The organism is Pseudomonas sp. H1_G08 (genome assembly GCF_054681355.1).
Map to the genome: position 1 here is coordinate 3,078,358 of NZ_CP162822.1, position 18,498 is coordinate 3,096,855.

General features: G+C 60.8%; 12 protein-coding genes. 6 read left to right on the forward strand and 6 right to left on the reverse strand.

Translation table 11 applies throughout. From position 1 onward, the window contains the following. Positions 1-5: 5 nt before the first annotated feature. Positions 6-1,520 carry a polyphosphate:AMP phosphotransferase gene (gene pap / locus AB4N85_RS13920; RefSeq protein ID WP_041478254.1) on the reverse strand — a complete coding sequence of 505 codons (1,515 nt, stop codon included), beginning with the start codon at positions 1,518-1,520 and terminating at the stop codon, positions 6-8. 313 nt (positions 1,521-1,833) lie between these two features. On the opposite strand from pap, the gene mnmC reads away from it, so the two are divergent. Further along, positions 1,834-3,813 carry a bifunctional tRNA (5-methylaminomethyl-2-thiouridine)(34)-methyltransferase MnmD/FAD-dependent 5-carboxymethylaminomethyl-2-thiouridine(34) oxidoreductase MnmC gene (mnmC, locus tag AB4N85_RS13925; RefSeq protein ID WP_460064755.1) on the forward strand — a complete coding sequence of 660 codons (1,980 nt, stop codon included), beginning with the start codon at positions 1,834-1,836 and terminating at the stop codon, positions 3,811-3,813. A 3-nt stretch (positions 3,814-3,816) separates the two neighbouring features. On the opposite strand, the gene AB4N85_RS13930 is transcribed toward mnmC, so the two are convergent. Further along, positions 3,817-8,643 (reverse strand): NEL-type E3 ubiquitin ligase domain-containing protein, encoded by a 4,827-nt coding sequence (locus tag AB4N85_RS13930; protein WP_460064758.1) that lies wholly within the window; start codon positions 8,641-8,643, stop codon positions 3,817-3,819. A 364-nt stretch (positions 8,644-9,007) separates the two neighbouring features. Between AB4N85_RS13930 and AB4N85_RS13935 the strand changes: the two genes are divergently transcribed. The 4 genes from AB4N85_RS13935 (at position 9,008) to AB4N85_RS13950 (ending at position 14,285) form a co-directional block, all read left to right on the forward strand. Then, a complete protein-coding gene (locus tag AB4N85_RS13935) occupies positions 9,008-10,780 on the forward strand; it encodes an N-acetylglutaminylglutamine amidotransferase (RefSeq protein ID WP_252876719.1) in 1,773 nt (590 codons plus the stop codon). A 3-nt stretch (positions 10,781-10,783) separates the two neighbouring features. Further along, a complete protein-coding gene (gene ngg / locus AB4N85_RS13940; RefSeq protein WP_252868075.1) occupies positions 10,784-12,532 on the forward strand; it encodes an N-acetylglutaminylglutamine synthetase in 1,749 nt (582 codons plus the stop codon). A gap of 165 nt (positions 12,533-12,697) precedes the next feature. Beyond that, positions 12,698-13,888: an osmoprotectant NAGGN system M42 family peptidase gene (locus AB4N85_RS13945; protein WP_024013890.1), complete on the forward strand. Its 1,191-nt coding sequence runs from the start codon at positions 12,698-12,700 to the stop codon at positions 13,886-13,888. A gap of 169 nt (positions 13,889-14,057) precedes the next feature. Further along, a complete protein-coding gene (locus AB4N85_RS13950; protein WP_003172962.1) occupies positions 14,058-14,285 on the forward strand; it encodes a YheU family protein in 228 nt (75 codons plus the stop codon). A gap of 5 nt (positions 14,286-14,290) precedes the next feature. Here AB4N85_RS13950 and csrA read toward each other — a convergent pair whose 3' ends face one another. From csrA to AB4N85_RS13965, 3 genes are all read right to left on the reverse strand, one after another. Continuing rightward, entirely contained in the window at positions 14,291-14,476 is a 186-nt protein-coding gene (csrA, locus tag AB4N85_RS13955; RefSeq protein ID WP_024013891.1) for a carbon storage regulator CsrA, read from the reverse strand. A gap of 133 nt (positions 14,477-14,609) precedes the next feature. Next, entirely contained in the window at positions 14,610-14,942 is a 333-nt protein-coding gene (locus tag AB4N85_RS13960) for a YnfA family protein (RefSeq protein WP_016770946.1), read from the reverse strand. 64 nt (positions 14,943-15,006) lie between these two features. Next, complete coding sequence (locus AB4N85_RS13965; protein ID WP_041478247.1) at positions 15,007-15,822, reverse strand: SDR family oxidoreductase; 816 nt, start codon at positions 15,820-15,822, stop codon at positions 15,007-15,009. Positions 15,823-16,153: 331 nt separating this feature from the next. On the opposite strand from AB4N85_RS13965, the gene AB4N85_RS13970 reads away from it, so the two are divergent. Beyond that, on the forward strand, positions 16,154-16,306 hold the full coding sequence (locus tag AB4N85_RS13970) for a DUF3309 family protein (RefSeq protein ID WP_003183939.1): 153 nt from the start codon (positions 16,154-16,156) through the stop codon (positions 16,304-16,306). 72 nt (positions 16,307-16,378) lie between these two features. Here the strand turns inward: AB4N85_RS13970 and AB4N85_RS13975 are convergent, their stop codons facing one another. Further along, the gene (locus tag AB4N85_RS13975; RefSeq protein ID WP_041478246.1) at positions 16,379-18,472 is read right to left on the reverse strand and encodes an LTA synthase family protein; all 2,094 of its coding nucleotides are present in this window, start codon (positions 18,470-18,472) and stop codon (positions 16,379-16,381) included. Between the last annotated feature and the right edge of the window lie 26 nt (positions 18,473-18,498).

Consider the following 18,498-nt stretch of genomic DNA (forward strand, 5'->3'; position numbering starts at 1 on the left):
TCGCTTCAGTCCTTGTGCTTTTTGGCCTTCTTGTCGGATTTCTCGAACGCGTCTTCCAGCGCGCGGTTGATCGTGCGCAATACTTTCACCCGTGCCCAGCGTTTGTCGTTAGCCTCGACCAGCGTCCACGGCGCGATCTCTGTGCTGGTGCGATCGACCATGTCGCCGACCGCCCGGCGATAGTCGTCCCACTTTTCCCGATTGCGCCAGTCGTCCTCGGTGATCTTGAAACGCTTGAAGGAAATCTCCTCGCGCTCCTGAAAGCGCTCCATCTGCGTGTCCTTGTCGATCGCCAGCCAGAACTTGACCACGATGACGCCGGCATCGGCCAGTTGCTCTTCGAAGTCATTGATTTCGCCGTAGGCGCGCAGCCAGTCGGCCGGGGTGCAGAAGCCCTCGATCCGCTCGACCAGCACCCGCCCGTACCACGAGCGGTCGAACACGGTGAATTTGCCCCGCGCCGGAAGGTGTCGCCAGAACCGCCACAGATACGGTTGTGCTCGCTCTTCTTCGGTCGGTGCGGCAATCGGGACGATGCTGTACTGACGCGGATCGAGCGCCGCTGCCACGCGGCGAATCGCCCCGCCCTTGCCCGCCGCGTCGTTACCCTCGAACACCGCGATCAGCGCATGGCGACGCATGCGTTTGTCGCGCATCAGCCCGGACAGGCGCGCCTGCTCGGTGATCAGTTGCTCTTCATAGTCTTTCTTGTCCAGACGCTGCGTCAGGTCGAGGCTGTCGAGCAGGTTCAACTGATCGACCGGCGTACCCAGCGGCGCGGCACTGACTTCGTGAGGATTGACGTCGGCACGCTTGAGCGCGTTTTGCAGACCTTCGAGGAGAATCTTGCCCACCGCCAGGCTGCGGTAATTGGCATCGACGCCTTCGATGACATGCCACGGCGCGTAATCGCGGCTGGTGCGGCGCAGCACCCGCTCGCCGTATTTGACGAACTTGTCGTAGGTCTGCGATTGCTGCCAGTCCAGCGGACTGATGCGCCAACTGTGCAACGGGTCGTCGGCCAGCGATTTGAGCCGCGCTTTCATCTGCTTCTTGGACAGATGAAACCAGAACTTGAAGATCAACGCGCCTTCATCGCAGAGCATCTTTTCCAGACGCTCAGCGCCGGCGATGGCCTGGTCCAGACGCGGATCCTTGAACAGTCCGTGCACCCGGCCCTGGAGCATCTGGCTGTACCAGTTGCCGAAGAAAACGCCCATCCGCCCCTTGGCCGGCAGCATCCGCCAGTAGCGCCAGGCCGGTGGCCGCGCCAGTTCTTCATCGGTCTGCTGGTCGAAGGTGCGCACTTCGATCAGGCGCGGATCCATCCATTCATTGAGCAGCTTGACCGTCTCGCCCTTGCCCGCCCCTTCGATGCCGTTGATCAGGATGATCACCGGAAAGCGTTTCTGCTGCTGCAACTCGAACTGCGCTTCCAGCAAGGCTTCACGCAGCGCAGGGACGGCCGCCTCGTAAGTGTCTTTGTCGATGGCGTGACCGATTTCAGCGGATTCAAACATTGGACGGCTCCTTCCAGGGTTCAGCAAGACTAGCGGATTGGGCACGGGCGCAGGGCAGAAATTCCCACGAACTCAGGACGGGATGAGAACTTTGTGGTGAGGGGATTTATCCCCGACCGGCTGCGCAGCAGTCGTAAATCCCGGAAGCACGGTTTAACTCGGGAAAACGGGGTGGTTGGTTCTGGGACTGCTTCGCAGTCCAGCGGGGATAAATCCCCTCGCCACAGGGTTCTTTTCACCGCGAGTCTTGTGCTGGATCGGTAGTATCGGCGCGATCGGCTAGAATGGCCGCCTTGTGTTTGCCGAGCCTGCCATGAAAGCCGAAATGCCCCACGCCCAACTCGACTGGGACGACCAGGGACGCCCACGTTCGCGGGTGTTCGATGACGTGTATTTTTCCGACCAGTCGGGGCTGGAGGAAACCCGTTACGTGTTTCTCGAACAGAACCGTCTGGCCGAGCGTTTCGCTGCGCTGCCGGCGGATGGACGTCTGGTGATTGGCGAAACCGGTTTCGGCACCGGGTTGAATTTTCTCTGTGCCTGGCAGTTGTTCGAACAGCACGCGGTGGCCGGCGCGCGCTTGCATTTTGTCAGCGTCGAGAAGTACCCGCTGGCGCCTGCGGATCTGCGCCGAGCCTTGGCACTGTGGCCAGAACTCATGCCGTTGGCGGATCAGTTGCTCAGGCATTACGTGGCGATTCATCAAGGCTTTCAACGCATCACTCTGGCCAACGGCCGCGTGACGCTGACCTTGCTGATCGGCGATGCACTGGAGCAACTGCCGCAACTCGATGCGCAGATTGACGCGTGGTTTCTCGACGGTTTTGCGCCGGCAAAAAATCCGGACATGTGGACCGCTGAACTGTTCGTCGAACTGGCGCGGCTGGCTGCGCCGGGCTCCACCATCAGCACCTTCACCAGCACCGGTTGGGTCCGCCGTCTGCTCAATGCTGCCGGGTTCAAGATGAAGCGCACGCCGGGCATCGGCCACAAGTGGGAAATCCTGCGTGGCGAATTTCTCGGCTGGCCCGCCGAGGTGGCGGCGCCGCTACCGGCGAAACCCTGGTTCGCCCGCCCTGCTCCGTTGCGCGGTGAACGCCGGGCGCTGGTGATCGGCGCCGGCCTGGCTGGCTGCGCGACAGCGTCGAGCCTGGCGGCGCGCGGCTGGCAGGTGAGTCTGCTGGAGCGTCACGCGGCCGTCGCGCAAGAAGCCTCGGGCAACCCGCAAGGTGTGCTCTATCTCAAGCTGTCCGCCCATGGCACGGCGTTGTCGCAGTTGATCGTCAGCGGCTTCGGTTACACCCGGCGCCTGCTGGAAAGCCTGCAACGCGGCAGCGACTGGGATGACTGCGGCGTGCTGCAACTGGCGTTCAACGCCAAGGAAGCCGAGCGCCACGCGCAACTGACGGCGGCGTTTCCTGAAGATCTCTTGCAGTGGCTGGAACAGCCGCAAGCGCAGGATCGCGCCGGTGTCGGCGTGGCCCACGGCGGCTTGTTCTACCCCGAAGGCGGCTGGGTGCATCCGCCGGCGTTGTGTCAGGCCCAGGCGACCCACACCAACATTGAGTTGCTCAGCCATCACGAAGCTTTGGAACTGCGCAAAGTCGCAGACCTGTGGCAAGCCTTCGACGGCGAACGTTTGCTCGCCAGTGCGCCGGTGGTGATCCTGGCCGGAGCCGCCGAAATCAAACGTTTTGCCCAGAGCGCCGAATTGCCGCTCAAGCGCATTCGCGGGCAGATCACGCGCCTGCCTGAAAACGCAGAGAGTCATGCGCTGGCCACCGTGGTGTGCGCCGAGGGCTACGTCGCCCCGGCGCGTCTGGGCGAGCACACCTTGGGCGCCAGTTTCGACTTCAACAATGACGATCTGACGCCCACGACTGCCGAGCACCAAGGCAATCTGGCGATGCTCGAAGAAATTTCCAGCGACCTGCTGACACGCCTCAACATCAGCGAGCAGCCACTTGCGAACCTTGAGGGCCGGGCAGCTTTCCGCTGCACCAGCCCCGATTACCTGCCGATTGTCGGCCCGCTCGCTGATCTGCAAACCTTCAATCAGACCTACGCAGCGTTGAGCAAAGACGCCCGGCAAGTGCCGGACCTCGCCTGCCCGTGGCTCGATGGTCTGTACGTCAACAGCGGCCACGGTTCTCGCGGGCTGATCACCGCGCCGCTGTCCGGCGAGCTGCTTGCCGCGTGGCTGGACAACGAGCCGCTGCCATTGCCACGCAGTGTGGCCGAAGCCTGCCATCCCAATCGTTTCGCCTTACGGCAGTTGATTCGCGGCAAGTGAATTTCACGTATCGGGCATTTCGCAGATGCCCAGATCCATCAGCCGTATCGCGTCTTCCGTCAGGCTCTTGAACAGCACGTCTTCAGCCTGGTCCTTTTCAAGCTTGAGTGCCTGGTTCTGACTCAAATAATCGCCAGAGGGCAGCGTGTCCTTCTTGTCGAACAGTGCGCTCATTTGCGGGTCGTACAGGTCATCGATCAGCGCAAACTTGCGGACAAATATGCGTCGCAGATAGTCACGCCAGAACGTTCGCCCCTGCATGTATTCCAGCCATTGCGGGGAGAGTTCAGCGGTGAAGACGCGATTTTTTGCGACCTCAAGATCAGCGGCCGTCACGCCACTCTGGGCACTGAACAGCATATCTTTCGGTTGACCGCGCAGTCCCAGCGCATCGGTGAGACCGATGCGGTAAGCGAGGTTCATTTCCAGCGCATCGACCTTTGGCGCCCGGAGCGAATGCTCCCGGGCGATTTCTTCCAGCCTGTCCAGCCTGAACAGGCTGCGGCCCAGTTCCAACAACGCCTTGGCAGTACCCCTGCTCCCGCTTGCAGCCCTGCTCACCCGCTCGACTTCCACTGCGACTTCAAGGCGACTGAAAACCAGCGCCGCGTTATCGGTGCAGTGCAGCGGATCGGCCGCGATGTCGAGCAGTTGACGGCCCAGCGGCTCGTCAGCTTCCGCCGCCTTCAGTACCGCCCAGACGCGTCGCTGCATGTCAGCGCTGCCCTGTTTGCCGTCTGCGGTATCGCCCAGTTGCGCCAGCAAAGTGAACAAGCCATCGGCCGTCCGCTCGCTGCGCAATGCCGCCCAGATGCGCGACTGCTCTGCCCACTCTTCGCCACTGACCTTCGTCAACCAGAGCGAGCGCGCCGTTTGCTCGTTCAGCCGTGCGATGTCATCGGCGACATAGTCCATCCCAACGCCGAAATTATCGCGATAGTTCTCCAGATGCGTTTTGGCCGCTTCCGAAAAGGGGTTCAGCCCAAGCTTGAGTGCGCCGGTGAAACGTCGTGTTTTCTCGAATAACCACTCGGGCAGTTCTGTGATTTTGTTGGCGCTCAGATCCATCAGTTCAATGTGCGCAGAATGGTCGAGGCCTTCTGGCAGTTCGGTGATGCCGGTATCGTTCAGCGACAAGCGACGCAGTTGCGACATTCGGCTGAAATCAGGGGTGGCACCCAACGGATTCTTGTCCAGATTCAGGTAGCGTAAAGTGCTCAGCCTGTTCAGCTTCGCCAGGGTCTGCTCGGTGAGCTTGAGCTGATTGTTTGCCAGGCTCAGCCGTTGCAGACGCGGCATGTGCGACAACATTTCAGGCAGCCGGGTGATCGCGTTGCTGCCCAGTTCCAGCGAGTCGAGCTGTTTGAAGGACTTGAGGAAGTACGCCACATCATCCCCCAGCGCCATGTTCCGCATCGACAATTGCTCGACATGGTCGAAGCTCACCGACGACGGTAACGTCGGCACCTTGCCGATGCGCATGCCGTCAAGGTCGAGGGTACAGAGGTTTTTTCCCTCTTCGTTGGTGGCCCAATGAAAGCGTCGAAACGCTTCTTCGATCAGCTCGGCGGCCATTTTCCGACTGTGCCGCGCTTCAGCCAGATCGCCCCCCATGGCTTGCAGCGCGGCGGCATCTTCACTCCAGACAAACAGCGCGTCACGCAGGGTTTGCAGATCCTGACGCAGGGCTTTGATGCGGGTCGCACGGCTCAACGGATCATCACCCAGTTCGTTGAGCAATTGATTGAGCTGCGGCTCGCTCAGACGCGGATAAAGCCTGCGCGCTTTGCGCAGCAGTATGCGTGAATGAGCTGTCGCGGGGACCTGATCACCTTGCACACAGGCCGGCTCGACGGGAAGTGATTCCGTACTGCCGCCGCGCAATGCCCGCGCAGTGACCTCGCGTTCGTCGAGGGCAACGTTGAGCAGCTTTTTGCGTAACTGTTGCGTACTGAGCTGTCCGGCATCGGCAAACCCGAGTGCGGTCCGCTGACGTGGCGGCAATGCCTTGAGGATGGCCATGTACAAAGCGTCTGGGCCGGATGCCACCTTGCCCAAGGATTTTTTGTCGCCGCCAAACGCCTCATAGCCCTGCGTGGACTTCACCAGATAGCCGGTATTTTCCGAGGTCGCCGACCCATCGCCGATGTCTTCGAGTATCGGTCCGGTCAAGGCCTTGTCGCGTACTTGCAGACGCAGCTGTGCGTTCCAGCCGCTGAGGCGCGGCAGTAATTTCATGGCCAGCCTGTCGGTGTCGGCATTGGCCAGCCACGACCAGTGCAACCCGCTCAGCGCCCGGTCAAGCCGCACCTCGGCAATACCGGCCCGAGCCCGCTGTCCCAACCGCAAGGGCGCGCTCCCGGTCGAGCGCAAGTGCAGGCGCTCGACACTCGAAGCGCGGTCGATCAGCCTTTGACCATCGCGCGCCGGAATGTCGGCGAAGACCTGGCGTAATTTACCCAGATCCTGCGCGTCACTGTGGTCATAGCGCTTGTACATCCGCTCGAACGCCGCGCGGTAATCGGATTTGAGCGCAGCACCCAGTTTTCTTGCCAGCCCGGTGGCTTGCGTGCTTTTCGCGACTTTGCCGCCGAGCAAGGCCTCGACTTCATGCTCGTAGAGGCCATCGATGACGGTTTGCAGCAAGCGCCCGAGTGCCAACTGGCCTTGGGTGACCGGCACTCCCAGGGTTTCGTCGAGCGTGCTGTTTGCAGGATAAGTGGTTTCGACGTCTCCTTCATGACCGATGACCTCAAGGTATCGGTCAGTCGGCCAGCCCGGCAGTTGCGTCAAGGCGTGCATCTGTTCTTCAAGAGGTTGCTCGGAGTGGATCTCGCCGTTTTCCAGTTCCGTGGTCAACTCACGCAGCTGGCGCTCGATGCGCACGCGCTCGACGGTATCGCGCAGGCGTACCGGCAGGCTCAGATTGTCGTTGAAGGTCTCCAGCAAGGTCTGCTGCGAGGTGTTGCTCAGCCGGCGAAGGATGTCCAGGTCGCTGTCGGCAAATTCGCTCAACTGCGGATCGATGCGCTTGAGCGTATAGGCGCTGCTGCCCCATTCTTCGGGCTGTTCAGCGGGGAACCGCCAGCCGCCCTCGACGTGGCGGATCAGTTCCGGAGCATAGGCTTGCGCGCGTGCGGGGTGTTCCAGGCGCCAGTGCTGAGTGTCGATATCAAAGTTGCCAGCCAACAGGCGGTGCTCAAAGCGGGCGATGGTCTTGTTGCCGATCTGGTAGAACTCCTTTGAACCGGCACCGATGGTGAATCCGGCCGGCAAAGCATGCTCGTACGGGCTCAAATCGGACTTCCACAGGCGTGGCTTGCCGGCCCGATCGAGTATCGCGGTGAACTGCGCGAAGAACTCCGGATGCGTGCGCAGCAGTTTTTTGCCCACAGTTCCCAGCACCTTCTGACCGCCGGCGAAAACGCCCATCAATGCGATGTTCTCTACCACACTGAGCAGATGTGACAGTGCTTCCTGATGATCACCGCGGCGCCAGTCCGCGACGCCGTCATACACTTCACTGAGCAATTGCCCGACCGCGACGCCCATCATCAATTGCCCCAGGACCGGCACGAACAGCCCCGCCACCGATGCCACAGTCACCCCGCGCTGAACGAAATCCAACAGGCGTTTCTGTCGGATCTCTTCATCGATATCAGCGGTTGGCACCGCCAGTTTGCGCGCGTCGATCTGCAACTTCCCAACATGGCTTTGCACCATGAAATCAAAAAGCTCCACATTGATCGGCCACTGTTCGACGACGCCCAGATCGGGTTTCTCAGCCAACGCCTTGAAGAAGTCCGCCTTGTCATCTTCATCGAGGCTGCCGGCGAAATACCCCTGATATTCCGTGCTCTTGAGTTGTTGCGCGAGGTAGCGCTTGAACGCATTGAAACTCGGGTACTCATACACGGCGCGCTCGGGCTCGCCGGGCATATACACCATGCATCCGTCCTCAGGGTGTTGTTCCACGGAGCGTTTGGAAAATACCACCACGCCCCAAACGCAACTGTCGAGAATTCTGATGCCCTGCATGATCATCGGGTCTTTGCCGTAGCGCAGGTGCTGCGCCGAAGCGACGCCTTCGGCCAGCATCAGATCCTGCAGCATGCGCAAACCAGCTGCGGTGATATCGCCCTTGAGCTCCGCAAGATGAGCGTCCAGCTCCAGCAGCGATTGCTTCAATGCGGCGATATTGCGGGTCATGGCACTGGTCGCCACGACTTTGCCGCACTCCTCACGCAGACCGAACACTTGCTGCAGATGCTCCTGGTTTTTCTTGCCCAGATCCAGCTTGCGGCACATCGCTGCAAACGCTGCCGGCGTCAGATCCTTCACGCCAGCGGGCACACTCTTGACGCGCACCAGGCTGCCGGCGGGGAAACCGTCGGCCTGCTCCTCGTCTGCGGTGAAGTTTTGCATGGCTGCCTGCAACAGGCTTTGCGTCGCGTGTCTGACCAAGCCGATCTCGGCCTGAACCGTCGCCTTCACATCGCAGCCACAATCGACGCCGGGCAGGCTGAGCAGATCCTCGCTCACGTCATAGACCGCTGGCCATTTCTCGCTCAGCGCCGCGTTGAGTTCGCTGATGCAGAAGCTGTGCAATGGTTTGAGCCGGGTCAGATCCTTGTCGACTTTGACTTGCAGGGTGTGCAGTTCACGAGTGATTTCGTCCAGCTTGTTCAGCGTGGCCGCAGAAGCCGTGAGCAGATGCGCCGGCAGGTTTTTTTCCAGGCTTTCAGCGGTATCGAGGTCACCGGTCGCGGCGTACAAGGTGCTCAGGACCGAAGCCTGAATCTGTGGATTTGTCTTGTCTTGGGTGGGCATGGCAATAGTCCTTTATTGCGGTTCGAACACTCGACCCTAGCGCTGCCGGGCAGCCAATAACAGTTCAAATTGCTGCGCAAAACCCAGGTAGACCAAACGCTTTTTTGCATGGAAAAAATAGCCCTGCACCACCCCGCACGGAACGTCCACGCGCTTGTGCGCTTATGCAAAAAAAGCGTAACGGTAAGTGGGCAAATCTCGATCCTCGATCCGCGCTGATAGCGTTGCGGCAGAAGGCAGCCAGGCTGGCTTATAACTTATCGATCTAAAACTCCACCTACCGAGACAGGTCAGTTTCTGAGTACCCGCACTTCTCGCGCGGTACGGCTTGACCTTCCCCAACGGAAAAACCGGTAAGGACTTTATGTGCGGATTAGCTGGCGAGTTACGTTTTGATCAACAACCTGCAGACCTTGCAGCGATCGAAAGAATCACCCATCACCTGGCCCCTCGCGGCCCTGACGCGTGGGGCTTCCATGCCCAGGGGCCGATTGCCCTGGGCCATCGACGCCTGAAAATCATGGACCTGTCGGACGGCTCGGCGCAGCCGATGATCGACAGCCAACTGGGCCTGTCCCTGGCGTTCAACGGTGCGATCTACAACTTCCCGGAATTGCGCGCAGAGCTTGAAGCGCTGGGTTATGCCTTCTATTCGGGTGGCGACACCGAAGTGCTGCTCAAGGGTTATCACGCCTGGGGCGAGGCGCTGCTGCCGAAGCTCAATGGCATGTTTGCTTTCGCTATCTGGGAGCGTGATGCCCAGCGCCTGTTCATCGCTCGTGACCGTCTCGGCGTAAAGCCGTTGTACCTGTCGCGCACTGGCCAACGCTTGCGTTTTGCCTCAGCACTGCCGGCGCTGCTCAAGGGCGGCGACATCAACCCGATCCTCGATCCGGTGGCGCTCAATCACTATCTGAATTTCCACGCGGTCGTACCCGCGCCGCGCACCTTGCTGGCCGGTATCGAAAAACTGCCGCCCGCCACCTGGATGCGCGTTGAAGCTGATGGCCGCACCGAGCAGAAAACCTGGTGGACCCTGCCCTACGGCCCGCATGAGGACGAGAAAAACCTCAACCTCGAAGACTGGGTCGATCGCGTCCTCGACAGCACCCGCGAAGCGGTGGCGATTCGTCAGCGTGCGGCGGTGGATGTCGGTGTGTTGCTGTCCGGCGGTGTCGACTCGAGCATGCTCGTCGGCCTGTTGCGCGAAGTCGGTGTAGAGAATCTGTCGACCTTCTCCATCGGTTTCCAGGATGCCGGCGGCGAGCGCGGCGATGAGTTCCAGTACTCGGACCTGATCGCCAAGCACTACGGCACGCGCCACCATCAGTTGCGCATCGACGAGAAAGAAATCATCGAGCAACTGCCCGCCGCCTTCCGGGCGATGAGCGAACCGATGGTCAGCCATGACTGCATCGCTTTTTATCTGTTGTCCCGTGAAGTGGCCAAGCACTGCAAAGTGGTGCAAAGCGGCCAAGGCGCAGACGAACTGTTTGCCGGTTACCACTGGTATCCGCAGGTCGACGGCGCGGCGGACCCATACGCGGCCTACCGCGATGCGTTCTTCGATCGCAGCTACGACGACTACGCAGCGACTGTGCAGCCGAAATGGCTGGTCGACCACGATGCGGCCGGTGATTTCGTCAAACAGCACTTTGCCCAGCCCGGCGCCGATGCTGCCGTGGACAAGGCGCTGCGCCTGGACAGCACGGTGATGCTGGTCGATGACCCGGTCAAACGCGTCGATAACATGACCATGGCCTGGGGCCTGGAAGCGCGTACGCCGTTTCTCGACTATCGACTGGTCGAACTGTCGGCGCGGGTGCCGGGCCAATTCAAGCTGCCCGATGGCGGCAAGCAAGTGCTGAAAGAAGCTGCGCGCCGGGTCATTCCAAGCGAAGTGATCGACCGCAAGAAAGGCTATTTCCCGGTGCCGGGTCTCAAGCACTTGCAGGGCGACACACTCAATTGGGTGCGGGAGCTGCTGCTGGATCCGAGCCAGGATCGCGGCCTGTTCAACCCGACCATGCTCGACAAGCTTCTGACTGATCCGCAAGGCCAACTGACCCCGTTGCGCGGTTCGAAACTGTGGCAACTGGCGGCCCTGAACCTGTGGCTCAGTGAACAAGGAATCTGATTGATGAAACCCCATGCCACGTCCATCAACCAACGCCTGTTGCGTGGTCAGGCCCCGTCGTATGAACGTTTGCAGGCGCGCCTGGCCGAAGACGGCAGCGAGCCTGCCACCGCCCCGATTGCCGTGCATTGCGGCTGGGGCCGGCTGCTGATCGGCCATACCTTTCCCGACCCGGCGTCGCTCGCGCAGGAGCTGCTCAACGAGCAGCCCGGTGAACGCGATATCGCCCTGTATGTTGCCGCACCGCAGCAGATTCTCGGCCTCGAGCCGACGCAGCTGTTTCTCGATCCATCCGACACCCTGCGTTTATGGTTCAGCGATTACCGGCAGGCCACGCGGGTGTTTCGCGGCTTCCGCATTCGTCGTGCGCAAAGCGAAACCGACTGGCAGGGCATCAACCGTTTGTACCAGGCGCGCGGCATGTTGCCGATCGATCAGGAGCTGCTCACCCCACATCATCAGGGCGGCCCGGTGTACTGGCTGGCGGAAGACGAGGACAGCGGCGCGGTGATCGGCAGTGTCATGGGTCTCAATCATGAAAAAGCCTTCAACGACCCGGAACACGGCAGCAGCCTGTGGTGCCTGGCGGTCGACCCGCATTGCTCGCGCCCCGGCGTCGGCGAAGTGCTGGTGCGACATCTGGTCGAGCACTTCATGAGTCGTGGTCTGGCTTATCTGGATCTGTCGGTGCTGCACGACAACCGCCAGGCGAAAAATCTTTACGCCAAACTGGGTTTCCGCAACCTGCCGACGTTCGCCATCAAGCGCAAGAACGGCATCAACCAGCCGCTGTTTCTCGGCCCGGGCCCGGAGGCGAATTTCAATCCTTACGCGCGGATCATCGTCGAAGAAGCGCATCGACGCGGCATCGACGTGCAAGTGGATGACGCCGACGCCGGGCTGTTCACCCTCAGCCATGGCGGCCGTCGCGTGCGTTGCCGCGAGTCGCTGAGCGACCTGACCAGTGCGATCAGCATGACCTTGTGCCAGGACAAAAGCCTGACCCACAAGGTGCTGAAAGGCGCAGGTCTGAAACTGCCCGCGCAGCAACTGGCGGGCAACGCCGACGACAACCTGGCCTTCCTCGATGAGCACCAACGGGTGGTGGTCAAGCCTCTCGATGGCGAACAGGGCCACGGCGTCGCGGTGGATCTGCGCACCATCGAAGAAGTGCAGAAGGCCATCGAAACCGCCAAGCAGTTTGACAGTCGCGTGCTGCTGGAAAGCTTCCACGAAGGCCTTGATCTGCGCATCGTGGTGATCGGTTTTGAAGTGGTAGCGGCGGCGATTCGCCGTCCGGCGGAAGTGGTTGGCGATGGTCAGCATTCGATCGGTGCGCTGATCGAAGCGCAGAGTCGCCGTCGGCAAGCCGCCACCAGTGGCGAAAGCAAGATCCCGCTGGACCACGAAACCCAACGCACGCTGCACGCTGCCGGTTACGACTACAGCAGCATCCTGCCGGCCGGCGAGCATCTGTTCGTGCGGCGCACGGCCAATCTGCACACCGGCGGTACGCTGGAAGACGTGACCGACATTCTTCATCCGACCCTGGTCGACGCGGCAGTGCGCGCGGCGCGGGCGCTGGACATTCCGATGGTCGGGCTCGATCTGATGGTGCCGGCGGCGGATCAGCCCGAGTACGTGTTCATCGAAGCCAACGAACGCGCCGGCCTGGCCAACCATGAACCGCAGCCGACGGCGGAACGCTTTGTCGATCTGTTGTTTCCGCATAGTCAGCCGGCTGTCTCTTGAACCATCGTTGTTCCGGCTGACGCCTTCGCGAGCAGGCTCGCTCCCACAGGGGAGTGCATTCCAAATGTGGGAGCGAGCCTGCTCGCGAAGAGGCCCTGAACGTCACCACCAATTTTCCTCATCGAAACCATCGATGTGCTCAACCCATCAGGAGTTTCCATGACCATGACTACACAAATCCCTGAACCGGATCTGGCTTACCTGCAAAAAGTCCTGCTGGAAATGCTCGCCATTCCCAGCCCTACCGGTTTCACCGACACCATCGTGCGCTATGTCGCCGAGCGTCTCGAAGAACTGGGCATTCCGTTCGAAATGACCCGGCGCGGGACCATCCGCGCGACGTTGAAGGGCAAAAAGAGCAGCCCTGACCGCGCGGTGTCTGCGCACCTGGACACCATCGGCGCTGCTGTGCGTGCGGTGAAAGACAACGGTCGCCTGACCCTCGCGCCAGTCGGTTGCTGGTCGAGCCGCTTTGCCGAGGGCAGCCGGGTCAGCCTGTTTACCGACACCGGGGTGATTCGCGGCAGCGTGTTGCCGCTGATGGCGTCCGGGCACGCCTTCAACACCCAGGTCGATGAAATGCCGATCAGTTGGGACCATGTCGAGCTGCGTCTGGACGCCTACTGCACGACAAAGGCCGATTGCGAGTCGCTGGGCATTCATGTCGGCGACGTGGTGGCCTTCGACCCGCTGCCCGAGTTCACCGAAAGCGGTCATATCAGCGCCCGCCACCTCGACGACAAGGCCGGCGTTGCCGCACTGCTCGCCGCGCTCAAGGCGATTGTCGACAGTGGCCAGGAACTGAACATCGATTGCCATCCACTGTTCACCATCACCGAGGAAACCGGCAGCGGTGCAGCGGCGGCATTGCCGTGGGACGTCAGCGAGTTTGTCGGCATCGACATCGCACCGGTCGCCCCCGGCCAGCACTCCAGCGAACACGCGGTGAGCGTGGCAATGCAGGATTCCGGCGGGCCGTATGACTATCACCTGTCGCGGCATCTGTTGCGTCTGGCCGATGAACACGAATTGCCGGTGCGCCGTGACATGTTCCGCTATTACTTCAGCGATGCGCACTCGGCGGTCACCGCCGGCCACGACATTCGTACTGCCCTGCTCGCTTTCGGCTGCGATGCCACGCATGGCTACGAACGCACGCACATCGACAGCCTGGCGGCGCTCAGCCGTTTGCTCGGCGCGTACATTCTGAGCCCGCCGGTCTTCGCCAGCGATGCGGCGCCAGCCAATGCCTCACTGGATCGCTTCAGCCATCAGATTGAGCATGACACGCAGATGGAAAGCGAAACCCGGGTGCCGCCGGTGGACAGTCTGGTGGGGCAGCGTTCTGACAGTTGAGCCTTCGGTGAATAGATAACCGCTTTCGCGAGCAGGCTCGCTCCCACAGGGATCGCATTTCAAAGGTGGGAGCGAGCCTGCTCGCGAATGGGTCGGCAAGACCGATACAGAACTGGCAGACAAAACCCAATCCCCGTAGCATCCCGACATTGATTTGACCGAGGTGCCCATGCTCATTCCCCACGACGCGCTTGAAGTCGACACCCTCACCCGCCTGATCGAGGATTTCGTCACCCGCGACGGTACCGACAACGGCGATGACACCCCGCTGGAAACCCGCGTCCTGCGCGTGCGTCAGGCACTGACCAAAGGCCAGGCATTGATCGTGTTCGACCCGGAAAGCGAACAGTGCCAGCTGATGCTCAAGCACGACGTACCCAAGCATCTGTTCGACTGAAGCCGTCAGCCAGCCTTCGCCGCAGCCTCCTTGCGCTTGATCCGGTCATAGACCTCGGCGCGGTGTACATGGACCTTTTTCGGCGCCTCGACGCCGAAGCGCACGCTGGAGCCATTGACCGACAGAACACGCAGGGTGATGTCGTCTCCGATTGAAATCAACTCACCGACCACACGGCTGAGTACAAGCATGGGATTCATCCTTCAGGACTGGCAAACCCTGAAGATGCGCGGCTTACAGCGTCTTCACAATCCACGACGAGCAAATCAGTCTTGCCCTACAGGCGCCCACGCCCGCAGCTGTCAGACACTTCGCACAAAAGCCTCAGGCAGCGGAAAAGCGCGGCCCGAACAGAATGATGCTGGCACCGACCACGCACAGGGCCATGCCAATCCAGTCCGAGCCCAGCGGACGCACCCGCTCGACCACCGCCAGCCAGCCAATCGAAGCAACGATGTAGATCCCGCCATACGCGGCATAGGCGCGCCCGGCGTAGGCCGCTTCAACACGGGTCAGCAACAGCGCGAACAGGGTCAGGCTGAGCAACGCGGGAATCACCCACAACGCGCTCTTGCCCTGGCGCAGCCACATGTAGAAGGCAAAACAGCCGGCGATTTCAAACAGCGCCGCAAGGAAGAACCACAAGTAATTGAGCATGAGCGCATCTCGACAGGGTGACCATTGGCGGCCACCCTAACGACGCGACGGGCATCGAACAAGATCAAGCGTTGTTTTGTTTGGCCTTGGCGCGCATTTTCTCGGCCATGGAAGTCATTTCGTTGTAGAGCAGTTGCGGATTCTTCTGTTTGAGCGCCCAGGCCATGCGCCCTTGTTCGTGGGGCAGAATCAAGAATTCGCCGGCGGCGACTTGCTGATAGATGTAGTCAGCGATGTCGGCGGCGCTGATCGGCGAACTTTCCAGCAACTTGCCGACCTGGGCTTTCATGGCCGGAGTCGGGCCACGGAAAGAATCGAGCAAGTTGGTCTGGAAGAACGACGGGCAAACCACATGCACCGCCACTTCCTGCTGCGCCAGTTCGATCAGCAGACTCTCCGACAACGCCACTACGCCGGCCTTGGCCACGTTGTAGTTACTCATTGCCGGGCCTTGCATCAACGCGGCCATGGAGGCGATGTTGATGATCTTGCCCTTGCTCTCTTCCAGCAGCGGCAGGAACGCCTTGCAGCCTTTGACCACGCCCATCAGGTTGATCGCGATCTGCCAGTCCCAGTCTTCCAGCGACAATTCGCTGAAAAACCCGCCCGAGGCGACGCCGGCATTGTTGACGATGATGTCGATGCCGCCGAGCTTCTCTTCGCAGGCCTGGGCGAAGGCCGTGAGCTGACTGTAATCGCGCACGTCACAGCGCTGGATGAAGCCGTCACCGCCCGCCTCGCGCACCAGTTTCAGGGTTTCCTGCAGGCCGGGCTCACTGACATCGGACAAGGCCAGCCGCCAGCCTTCACGGGCCCAGCGCAGCGCGATTTCGCGACCCAGGCCTGAGCCTGCACCAGTGATCATCATGCGATTTTGCATAGCGGACAGCCTTGTTGTTCCGGGAGAGATGCGCCGAGTGTAGCGAAGGAAGTTCGTTCGCCCACGCTCCATCCAGTTGCTGAATGGAGGATCAAAAGATTCCAGCCGTCATTGTTTTCCGGTTGGTCTCATGTAGGAGCTGACGAGTGCAACGAGGCTGCGATCTTTTTGCTGGAAAGGAAATAACCGAGCAATCCAAATACATTAAAAAAACATTGAATTTTTTTTCATCGGCGCAAGTCGGAACATGTAAGCCGGCTGGAATTTAGTTGCTCTCCAGCTGCCCACTGAGCATCAAGACTCTTCCAGACTCTGAACAAGGAAATCACCCATGGGCACAATTCTAATCATCATCCTGATCCTGTTGCTGATCGGTGGTCTGCCGGTCTTCCCGCACTCAAGAAGTTGGGGTTATGGCCCGTCGGGCATTATCGGCGTGGTGTTGGTCGTGCTGCTGGTGCTGTTGTTACTCGGCAAGATATGACGATTTGACGCGGTAAAAAAAGAGGCCCTTGTTCAAGGGCCTCTTTTTTATTGCGTGGACTTTAACCAGTTATCAGTCCGGCTTGCCGTGAATGACACCGGCGGTGTTATCGAGCAGGCTCTTGGTCGCGGTTTGCAGGAACGCCTCAAGTTTGAGTTTGAGTTCGGCAGTGCGCGGCGCGTCCGGCACTACTTCGGCGTGCGGGTTGGCGCCGAGCTGGTATTGCCAGATTTTCGGGCCCATGTCCTTGTCACGCGGCAGCACCAGAATCTGGTCGGCGGTGACAATGGCGGTGGTCTGTTCGCTGCCCGATGGCTTGATCACACCGAAACCGGTATCGCCCTGCGGCAGGTTGAGCAGGTCACGGCCCCAGCACTGGTGACGCACTTCGCCACCGAGACGGCCCATGATGGTCGGCACGATGTCGATCTGCGTGCCCACGGTGTGGTCGCGGGTACCGAACTTCTGCTGAATGCCCGGGGCGATCATCAGCATCGGCACGTTGAAGCGGCCCAGGTCCATTTCAGTGATCTGGCGCTCGTTGCCGAAGCCATGGTCGCCGACGATGACGAACAGGGTTTCGTTGAAGTACTTCTCTTTGCGCGCCTTCTCGAAGAACTGGCCGAGCGCCCAATCGGAGTAGCGCATGGCGGTCAGGTGTTCGTTGAGGCTGCCACGGTCAGTCACGCGCTCGACCGGCAATGGCGTCGGCAAGGCGTACGGCGTGTGGTTGGACAGGGTTTGCAGCAGCGCGTAGAACGGCTTGCCGTTTTCCCGCGCCTTCAGTTCCTGCAGGCCACGATCGAACATGTCCTGGTCGGACACGCCCCAGGTCGGATCGGAGAACACCGGGTTGACGAAGTCATTGCGGCCAACGAAGTTGGTCATGCCCTGGTTGCTGAAGAAGCCCGACTGGTTATCCCAGGCGAAGTCGCCGTTATAAACGTAGACGTCGTCATAGTCGCGGGCGCTGAGCAGCTGCGGCAGGCCGGACAGTTTGTGGCTGCCTTCCGGGGTCTGCATCAGGTATTCGAAACCTGGCAGGTTGGGGAAGCAGGCCATGGTCGCGAACATGCCCTGGTGGGTGTGGGTGCCGTTGGAGAAGAAGCGGTCGAACAGCAGACCTTCCTTCGACAGCTTGTCCAGGTACGGGGTGATATTGCCCGGCGCGCCCAAAGCACCGACCGAGTGACCGGCCATGCTTTCCATCAGGATCACCACGACGTTCTTGATCGGCAGGGTCTTGTCAGCCGGCGGCATGTAGTCGCGGCGAACAGCGGCGATGTCGGCATCGACGAGTTTGTCGTCCGGCATCAGCAGCATGTCGCGCACCACTTGCTGCGCCTGTTCCTGCGGCAGCGTGGCTTTCCAGATATTGTCGCGGTCTTCGCCCATGCGCGCCTTGGCTGCGGCGACCAGCGACAGCGTGCCATTGAGGCCGAGTTGGTTGGCGAAGTTGGAATCGGTGGTGTAGACGTCACCCCAACGCATCGGCGGACCTTGACGCAGGGTGCCGCGAGCGGCGACCACGCAGATCAGCAGGCAGACCACGAACACCGCCAGGCGGGTGTACCACGGCGCAACCTGACGGGAGCTGACGCTGCCGCCGCTGAACGGTCCGCGCGGGCGGGTGGCGCGGTCGGCACCTTTGAACGCCAGGGTCAGAATGACCGTGCCGATTACCCACGCCAGCACGTAGCGCACCACCGGGAAACCGTACCAGAGCATGCTCATTACGGTTTTCGGGTCTTCCTTCACGTACTGGAACACCAGACCATTGAGGCGCTGGTGAAACTCGCGGTAGAAGTCCATTTCCATCAGGCCGAGGAACAGCGCGATGCTCGAGGCGACGGTCAGCCACAGACGGAAGAAACCGCGCGCGGCCATGGCCCGGGCACTGAACAGCGCCAGCACCAGCGGAATGCACAGGTAGACCACCAGGCGCAGGTCGAAACGCAGACCGTTGACGAACGCTTCAAGGAAGGTCGCGGCCGGGGTGTCGAGGATCATCTCGCGGTTGTAGACCAGCAGCGCGAGGCGCAGCGCGGAAAACATCACCATCATGACCAGCGCGCACAGCAGCGTGTAGGCCAGATGCGATTTGACGGTCGGTTGCAGCAGACGAGCAGAAGATCGCTGCTGACTCAGGGCGTCCGGGTTTGCCATGTCGTTTTAGGACCCATTGGAAGTTG

Excerpts from the sequence above, each read along its gene's own strand:
- pap (WP_041478254.1), bottom strand. The coding sequence starts at position 1,520 with ATGTTTGAATCCGCTGAAATCGGTCACGCCATCGACAAAGACACTTAC.
- mnmC (WP_460064755.1), top strand. The coding sequence starts at position 1,834 with ATGAAAGCCGAAATGCCCCACGCCCAACTCGACTGGGACGACCAGGGA.
- AB4N85_RS13930 (WP_460064758.1), bottom strand. The coding sequence starts at position 8,643 with ATGCCCACCCAAGACAAGACAAATCCACAGATTCAGGCTTCGGTCCTG.
- AB4N85_RS13935 (WP_252876719.1), top strand. The coding sequence starts at position 9,008 with ATGTGCGGATTAGCTGGCGAGTTACGTTTTGATCAACAACCTGCAGAC.
- ngg (WP_252868075.1), top strand. The coding sequence starts at position 10,784 with ATGAAACCCCATGCCACGTCCATCAACCAACGCCTGTTGCGTGGTCAG.
- AB4N85_RS13945 (WP_024013890.1), top strand. The coding sequence starts at position 12,698 with ATGACTACACAAATCCCTGAACCGGATCTGGCTTACCTGCAAAAAGTC.
- AB4N85_RS13950 (WP_003172962.1), top strand. The coding sequence starts at position 14,058 with ATGCTCATTCCCCACGACGCGCTTGAAGTCGACACCCTCACCCGCCTG.
- csrA (WP_024013891.1), bottom strand. The coding sequence starts at position 14,476 with ATGCTTGTACTCAGCCGTGTGGTCGGTGAGTTGATTTCAATCGGAGAC.
- AB4N85_RS13960 (WP_016770946.1), bottom strand. The coding sequence starts at position 14,942 with ATGCTCAATTACTTGTGGTTCTTCCTTGCGGCGCTGTTTGAAATCGCC.
- AB4N85_RS13965 (WP_041478247.1), bottom strand. The coding sequence starts at position 15,822 with ATGCAAAATCGCATGATGATCACTGGTGCAGGCTCAGGCCTGGGTCGC.
- AB4N85_RS13970 (WP_003183939.1), top strand. The coding sequence starts at position 16,154 with ATGGGCACAATTCTAATCATCATCCTGATCCTGTTGCTGATCGGTGGT.
- AB4N85_RS13975 (WP_041478246.1), bottom strand. The coding sequence starts at position 18,472 with ATGGCAAACCCGGACGCCCTGAGTCAGCAGCGATCTTCTGCTCGTCTG.